This is a genomic window from Caballeronia sp. M23-90 (assembly GCF_053574605.1).
Map to the genome: position 1 here is coordinate 1 of NZ_JBSIPA010000336.1, position 7,465 is coordinate 7,465.

At 62.0% G+C, this 7,465-nt stretch carries 8 protein-coding genes and 1 pseudogene; all 9 read left to right on the forward strand.

Going from position 1 to position 7,465, the window contains the following annotated elements; all coding sequences use genetic code 11:
- Positions 1–80: 80 nt before the first annotated feature.
- Positions 81–1,493, forward strand: a pseudogene (gene gspD / locus ACRXB1_RS25705) (type II secretion system secretin GspD); the annotation flags it as partial.
- Positions 1,490–2,977, forward strand: a complete 1,488-nt coding sequence (gene gspE, locus ACRXB1_RS25710) for a type II secretion system ATPase GspE (protein WP_062168485.1) — start codon at positions 1,490–1,492, stop codon at positions 2,975–2,977. The pseudogene gspD and the gene gspE, both read left to right, overlap by 4 nt.
- A 6-nt stretch (positions 2,978–2,983) precedes the next feature.
- Positions 2,984–4,201 (forward strand): type II secretion system inner membrane protein GspF, encoded by a 1,218-nt coding sequence (gene gspF, locus ACRXB1_RS25715; RefSeq protein ID WP_062168486.1) that lies wholly within the window; start codon positions 2,984–2,986, stop codon positions 4,199–4,201.
- Between the two features lie 13 nt (positions 4,202–4,214).
- A complete protein-coding gene (locus ACRXB1_RS25720; protein WP_056358771.1) occupies positions 4,215–4,628 on the forward strand; it encodes a type II secretion system protein N in 414 nt (137 codons plus the stop codon).
- A gap of 190 nt (positions 4,629–4,818) precedes the next feature.
- Entirely contained in the window at positions 4,819–5,292 is a 474-nt protein-coding gene (gspG, locus tag ACRXB1_RS25725; RefSeq protein ID WP_056358946.1) for a type II secretion system major pseudopilin GspG, read from the forward strand.
- Positions 5,293–5,360: 68 nt separating this feature from the next.
- Positions 5,361–5,843, forward strand: coding sequence for a GspH/FimT family pseudopilin (locus ACRXB1_RS25730; protein ID WP_062170311.1), 483 nt, complete (start codon positions 5,361–5,363; stop codon positions 5,841–5,843).
- Entirely contained in the window at positions 5,843–6,238 is a 396-nt protein-coding gene (gspI, locus tag ACRXB1_RS25735; protein WP_062168487.1) for a type II secretion system minor pseudopilin GspI, read from the forward strand. The genes ACRXB1_RS25730 and gspI overlap by 1 nt, the downstream gene beginning before the upstream one ends.
- Entirely contained in the window at positions 6,216–6,911 is a 696-nt protein-coding gene (locus tag ACRXB1_RS25740; RefSeq protein WP_449493644.1) for a PulJ/GspJ family protein, read from the forward strand. Before gspI ends, ACRXB1_RS25740 begins: the two co-directional genes overlap by 23 nt.
- 2 nt (positions 6,912–6,913) lie before the next feature.
- Positions 6,914–7,465: type II secretion system minor pseudopilin GspK (gene gspK / locus ACRXB1_RS25745; protein WP_449493645.1), on the forward strand; the 552-nt coding region annotated here is incomplete at its 3' end.

A 7,465-nucleotide genomic window follows, 5' to 3' on the forward strand; every position in this document is an offset into this window, starting at 1 on the left:
TCGAACTTGTGCAACAAGCCGATGTTCAAGCCCTGCGAAAGCAGCCCGGTCTGTCCTGCCAGCGCTGATGGATTGCTGCCGGCGGCGTACGCGGCGGCGGTCAGAGCAGCGACAAAGGTTTCGGCAACAACAATAACGACAGCAGCAGCAACGATCAGCCCGGCAACGGCATGATCCAGGCCGATACATCCACGAACTCGCTGATCATCACGGCGTCGGACCCGGTGTATCGCAACTTGCGCGCAGTGATCGACCAACTCGATGCACGCCGTCCGCAGGTCTATATTGAAGCGCTGATCGTGGAGCTTTCCGCCACGACGGGCGCAAACCTCGGGATTCAGTGGCAGGGCGCGCTGCTTTCGAACAGCGGAAACAACGGCGTTTACGGCGGTACGAGCTTTGGCACGGGAACGAGCAACATTGTCGACCTGACCGCCGCCGCGTACGCCGCCGGCAGCAATCCATCAGCGCTGGCAGGACAGACCGGGCTGCTTTCGCAGGGCTTGAACATCGGCTTGTTGCACAAGTTCGGCAACTTCTTCGGCCTTGGCGGTTTGCTGCAGGCGCTGTCGACATCGGCGGATGCGAACATTCTTTCCACGCCTAACCTCATCACGCTCGACAACGAGGAAGCGAAGATCGTGGTCGGCCAGAACGTTCCGGTCGTGACCGGTTCGTACGCCACGCCGACGGCGAACACGGGCACGTCGGTGTCCGCGTTCAACACGTTCGATCGACGCGATGTAGGCGTGACGCTGCACGTGAAGCCGCAGATCACGCAGGACGGCATCCTGAAGCTCCAGCTTTATCAGGAAGATTCCAGCGTCGATACCACCACGACCAACAATCCCGGCGGCGTAACCATCAATACGCGTTCCATCCAGTCGACCATTCTTGCCGATGACGGCGAGATCGTCGTGCTGGGCGGCTTGATGCAGGATCAGTACAACACGAGCAACAGCAAGATTCCGTTGCTTGGCGACATTCCATGGATCGGGCAGTTGTTCCGCAGCGAGCAGAAGACGCGGACAAAAACGAACCTGATGGTGTTCCTGCGTCCGGTGATCGTGCGCGACCAGGCTACGAGCTCGCAGATTTCGAACGATCGTTACGACAACCTGCGTCAGCAACAGTACAACTCGATCTCCGATAACCGCATCGAGAAGGATCACGATGTTCCTGTCCTGCCGCCGGCACCGATTGGTCCGAGTCAGGGCGGCGTGCCATCGAAGAACCTGTTCGACTGGAACAACATGACGCGATCGCCGTCGCAAGGCGGCAGCGCGACCTTGCCGCAAGCGGCGCCGCCAAAAGGCCAGCAGCAGCCGCTCGAGCAGCAATATCAGGGGCAACCGCAATACCAGGGGCAACAACAGCCGTATCAACAGCCGCAGCAGCCGCAACAGCCCGCGAACGTGAACAACTACGCTGTGCCGAACAACAATCCGGCGCCGGGCGTGCCGCTCAATGGCGACGCAGGAGCCAAGCCGTGAGTACGTTGAACCTGTCCGCATCGAATGTCGCCACGAGTGTTCCGTCGCCGCTTGCGGCCCGGCTGATTCCGTACGCGTTCGCGCGCACGGGGCAGATCCTCGTCGCGCACCAGCATGCGGACAGCATCGAGGTATGGATCAGCGATAAAACCAGCGACGCCGCACTCGCCGAAGTCGCGCGCAACTTCGGCGCGGTGTCGATCGTGCGTTTGCCGGTGGACGAGCTTTCGGCGGCGATCAACTCGGCCTACGCGCGCAACGACGGCAGCGCGGCGCAGGTCGTTGGCGAAGTGGAAGGCGAAGTCGATCTGTCGCGGTTGATGCAGGACATTCCCGAGATCGAGGATTTGCTCGAGTCGGAAGACGACGCGCCGATCATCCGCATGATCAACGCGCTGCTGACGCAGGCGGCGCGCGAACAGGCATCGGATATTCATATTGAACCGTTCGAGACGTCGTCCGTCGTGCGTTTTCGCGTCGATGGCACCTTGCGCGACGTCGTGCGCCCGAAGAAAGCACTGCATGGCGCGCTGATCTCGCGGATCAAGATCATGGCGCAACTGGACATTGCCGAAAAACGCTTGCCGCAAGACGGACGGATCACGTTGCGCGTGGGCGGCCGTCCGGTCGACGTGCGCGTATCCACCTTGCCGACCGGTCACGGCGAACGCGCGGTGCTGCGTCTGCTGGAAAAAGACGCGCAACGCCTGAACCTCGAAACGCTCGGCATGGCGCGCGATACGCTCGTGCACTTCGACAAGCTGATCGGCCGTCCGCACGGCATCGTGCTCGTAACGGGACCGACCGGTTCCGGCAAGACAACCACGCTTTACGCCGCCATGTCGCGGCTCGAGACGGCGACCACCAACATCATGACGGTGGAAGATCCTATCGAGTACGACCTGGGCGGGATCGGCCAGACGCAGGTGAACGAGCGCATCGGCATGACCTTCGCGCGTGCGTTGCGATCCATTTTGCGGCAGGACCCGGACATCATCATGATCGGGGAAATCCGCGATCTGGAGACGGCGCAGATTGCGGTGCAGGCATCGCTCACGGGTCACCTCGTGCTCGCGACGCTGCACACGAACGACGCGGCATCGGCGGTGACACGTCTCACCGATATGGGCGTCGAACCGTATTTGCTGGCGTCGTCGCTGCTGGGCGTTCTGGCGCAGCGGCTCGTGCGCCAGTTGTGTCCGGTGTGCAAGGAACAGCGTACCGAAAACGGCCATATGCACTGGCATGCGGTCGGCTGCGACAAATGCGGCAACTCGGGATATGCAGGACGTCGCGGCGTGTACGAACTGCTGCTGCTGGACGATGCGATCCGTGCGCTGATTCACCGCAATGCATCGGATGCCGAAATTTTGACGGCCGGTCGCGAAAATGGCATGCGCACGCTGCGTGAAGACGGGAACCGATGGTTGGCGACTGGCGCGACTTCGCTGGAAGAAGTGCTGCGCGTGACGGGCGGAGATTAGACATCCATGCCGGCGTTTCGTTTTGAAGCTATCGATCAGGCGGGCAAGTCGCAAACAGGCGTACTCGATGCCGACAGCGCCCGCTCCGCGCGCAGCCAGTTGCGCACGCAAGGGTTGACGCCGCTTGTCGTGGAAGCGGCGGGGTCGCGTACGCGCGGTGAGCGAAAGCAGCGTCTTTCGCTGGGAAAACGTTTGTCGCAGCGCGAGCAGGCCATTCTCACGCGGCAACTCGCCAGCTTGCTGATCGCGGGATTGCCGCTCGGCGAGACGCTGTCGGTCCTGACCGAGCAATCGGAGCGCGATTACATCCGCGAACTGATGGCCGCGATCCGCGCCGAAGTGCTCGGCGGCCATTCGTTTGCCAATGCGCTCGCCGAACATCCGCGCGATTTTCCGGAGATTTATCGGGCGCTCGTGGCCGCCGGCGAACATACCGGCAAGCTTGGCCTCGTGTTGTCGCGGCTCGCGGATTACATCGAACAGCGCAATGCGCTCAAGCAGAAGATCGTGCTCGCGTTCACGTATCCGGCGATCGTCACGTTGATCGCGTTCGGGATCGTGACGTTCTTGCTGAGCTACGTCGTGCCGCAAGTGGTGAACGTGTTCGCAAGCACGAAGCAGTCGCTGCCGTTCTTGACCATCGCGATGATGGCGCTTTCCGGTTTCGTCCGGAATTACTGGTGGGCCATGTTGATCGGCGTGATCGCAATTAGCTGGTTCATCAAGCAGTTGCTTGCCCGGCCCGGACCACGCATGGCGTTCGACCGATGGCTCCTGACTGCGCCGCTGCTCGGCAAGCTGGTGCGCGGTTATAACACCGTGCGTTTTGCCAGCACGCTCGCCATCCTGACGGCGGCCGGCGTGCCGATCCTGCGTGCACTGCAGGCCGCCGGCGAAACGCTGAGCAACCGCGCAATGAGCGAAAACGTGGAAGACGCGATCATCCGGGTACGTGAAGGCACGTCGTTGTCGCGCGCGCTCGGCAACACGAAGACGTTTCCACCGGTGCTGGTCCATCTGATCCGTTCCGGCGAAGCAACCGGCGATGTCACGACCATGCTCGACCGCGCGTCCGAAGGTGAAGCACGCGAACTCGAACGCCGCACGATGTTCCTGACAAGCCTGCTGGAACCGCTCCTGATCCTCGCGATGGGCGGCGTCGTACTCGTGATCGTGCTGGCGGTGATGTTGCCGATCATCGAATTGAATAATCTGGTGCAGTGAAGAAGTCGACCCTATGAACGCCCTCCAAACCCGCCTTCTTACGCTCGTCGCGCTCGCTGTTTTTTGCGCGACGCTGACCTGGTGGATCGTCACGCTGACATCGCATCAAAGTGCGCCATTGCCGGCGGCGGCGGCAGGGCGCGCGCCATCCACTGAACTTGCGGCCACCTTGTTCGGCGGCCAGTTGAAGCGTCAGGAAAACCAGGACGTGCATCTGTTCGGGATTCTTTCGCTGCAGCACGGCGCGGCGGCTATCGTCAGTTATGGCGGCGAGCCGGCAAAGGCCATTTCGCTCGGCGGTCCGCTTACCCAGGGCGTGACGATCAAGGAAGTGCGGGCGCGCTCGATCATCATCGACAGAAAAGGCGCGCTCTCCGAAGTCTTCCTGCCGCCGAATGCGCCGGGACCGACGATTTATGTGCGCTGATACCGCGCGAGATCAAAGGGAGCGAACGAGGGCGGGCGTTGAAGCGGAATCACCTTACGCCAGACCTATAGAATGCTTTCCTGCCCGCAACAACCGCGCGTTGGCGGCGGACAGACAGTGAACTCAACGGTGCGGCTACCTGACACGCGAGCGCCGTGAACGACATCAAATTGGAAAGGAAGATCAAGTCATGCAAATGTTGATGAAGCGCCGCGACGCACTCCAGACGGCGCAAGGCACGCAGAAGAAACGGCAGCGCGGCTTTACGCTGATCGAAATCATGGTGGTGATCGCCATTCTCGGGATTCTCGCGGCGCTGATCGTGCCGAAGATCATGAGCCGTCCGGACGAGGCGCGGCGGGTGGCGGCGAAGCAGGATATCGGCACGATCATGCAGGCCATGAAGCTGTACAGGCTGGATAACGGCCGTTATCCCACGCAAGAGCAGGGCTTGCGCGCGCTGATCGAGAAACCGACCAACGATCCGATCCCGAACAACTGGAAGGACGGTGGTTATCTGGAACGCCTCCCGAACGACCCGTGGGGCGCGCAGTATCAATATCTGAACCCGGGCGTGCACGGCGAAGTGGACGTGTTCAGCTACGGCGCGGACAACAAGCCGGGCGGCGAAGGCAACGACGCCGATGTCGGCTCGTGGCAATGAGCCACTTTTAAGCAACTTTCATAGAAGTAACCGACGTGAACCAGCAGCACGAGCCGTATCGTTCAGCCTTGTTTAAGCCGCAGCGCGCGGCGAAGGCGCGGCCGCAAGCTGGCTTCACGTTGCTGGAAATGCTGGTGGTGCTGGTTATCGCAGGGTTGCTGGTGTCGCTTGCTTCGCTGCAGCTCACGCGCAATCCACGCACCGATCTGAACGAGGAAGCGCAGCGGCTCGCGCTGCTGTTCGAATCGGCGGGCGACGAGGCGCAAGTGCGCGCGCGGCCGATTGCATGGCAGCCGCTCGACGGCGGTTTTCGTTTCGATGTCCGGACCGAAGACGGCTGGCGTCCGTTGCGCGACGACTTGCTGCGGCCGCGCCGCTGGGAAGGCGGCGTGACCGGCGTGACGATCCAGTATCTGGGCTCGGATCAGGTAACAAACAGGCTGGTGTTCGGCACGGAAGCCATCGATACCCCCATGGAAGTGACCATCGTCTCTGCAGTCGGACGGGCGACGATCGTGGGTACGGGCAACGGCCGGTATCGGGTGCGCTGATGGCGAAGCTTTTACGACCCGGGCGCGCACGCGGCTTCACAATGATCGAAGTGCTCGTTGCGCTGGCGATCATCGCGGTGGCGCTGGCGGCGTCGCTCAGGGCAGTAGGTTCTCTTGCAACCGGCGAGGCCGACCTGCACAACCGCTTGCTCGCCGGATGGAGCGCCGACAACGAACTTGCGCAGTTGCGGCTGACGCATTCGTGGCCGGATATCGGCACGAAGACGTTCGATTGTTCGCAGGGAAATCTCAGATTGACGTGCACCGATCGCGTGACGTCCACGCCGAATCCGATTTTCAGGAAAGTGGAAGTGTTCGTCACATCGCCCGGCCGGCCCGGCAATCTCGCGCAAATGGTCATGGTGGTGGCGAATGAAACCAATCGTTCGCTCTAAGCGGCAGGATCGTGGGGCACGTGGCCCACGTGGCGCGCGTGGCTTTACGCTGATCGAGATGCTGGTCGCAATCGCGATCCTTGCGGTGATCGCGGTGCTGTCGTGGCGCGGTCTCGACCAGATCATGCGCGGTCGCACGACCATCACGAACGCGATGGAAGACGAGCGCGTGGTGCAGCAACTGTTCGACCAGATGCGCATCGATGCGCGCCAGGCTGCAACCGACGACGAAGCCGGACAAGCGGCAGTCGCGATTGGCGGCAATTCCCTGCAGATCGTGCGCGGTGTGTATGGAGCAGGCGCGGCGCCGCGTTTGCAAGTGATCCGTTACCGGCTGAGCAATGGTTTGGTCGTGCGGTTTGCATCGCCGCCGCTTGGAAATATTGGCGAAGTGCGGCGAGCTTTATCGGCGGGAGATGGTGCGGATGGCTGGTCATCGATTCCGTTGATGGCCGGCGTCACGACCTTCGCCACGCGCGCATACGTGCCCAAAACAGGCTGGACGATGAGGATGGCGGACGTGACCTCGCAGATCGTGCAAAACGACAACAACCTGAAAGTGCCGCAACTCGGCAACGCACCCCTGCCGCGTGCCGTGACGGGCATTCAGATTGCGGTCGGCGCGCACAATCTTGCCGCGCCGATCACGCGCGTTTTCCTGATCGGGGAATGACCATGAAACGCGCTTCACGCACCCGGACAACCCGCAAGGAGAAAGGCGTCGCGATCATCAGCGCGCTGCTGGTGGTGGCGTTGTCGGCGATCATCGTGTCCGGGTTGTTGTGGCGGCAGGAAGTGCAGATTCGTCGTATCGAGAACCAGCGGCTGCTTTCCCAGGCGCAATGGATCTCGCGCAGCGCGCTCGACTGGACGCGCCTGATCCTGCGTTCGGAAGCCGATACCGCGCCGACCGTCACGTATCTCGGCGGCGTGTGGGGCGTGCCGATCGCGAAAACGCGCTTGTCCGACTTTCTCGGGCAGATTGGCGAAGTGCGGGCGCAGCAGGGGGCATCGACGTATCTGTCGGGATCGATTGAAGATGCGCAGGCCAAATTCAACCTGCGCAATCTCGTGTCGACGCCGACGCCGGGTTTGCTGACCATCAACGTGGACGAGATCCAGTCGTTTCAGCGCTTGTTGACGCTGCTTGGGCTCAACGGGTCGCTTGCGAAAACCGTGGCGCTGCAGTTGCGCGCCGGGCTGGCGCAGTCGGCGACGCGGTTTCAA

Excerpts from the sequence above, each read along its gene's own strand:
- gspF (WP_062168486.1), top strand. The coding sequence starts at position 2,984 with ATGCCGGCGTTTCGTTTTGAAGCTATCGATCAGGCGGGCAAGTCGCAA.
- ACRXB1_RS25720 (WP_056358771.1), top strand. The coding sequence starts at position 4,215 with ATGAACGCCCTCCAAACCCGCCTTCTTACGCTCGTCGCGCTCGCTGTT.
- gspG (WP_056358946.1), top strand. The coding sequence starts at position 4,819 with ATGCAAATGTTGATGAAGCGCCGCGACGCACTCCAGACGGCGCAAGGC.
- gspI (WP_062168487.1), top strand. The coding sequence starts at position 5,843 with ATGGCGAAGCTTTTACGACCCGGGCGCGCACGCGGCTTCACAATGATC.
- ACRXB1_RS25740 (WP_449493644.1), top strand. The coding sequence starts at position 6,216 with ATGAAACCAATCGTTCGCTCTAAGCGGCAGGATCGTGGGGCACGTGGC.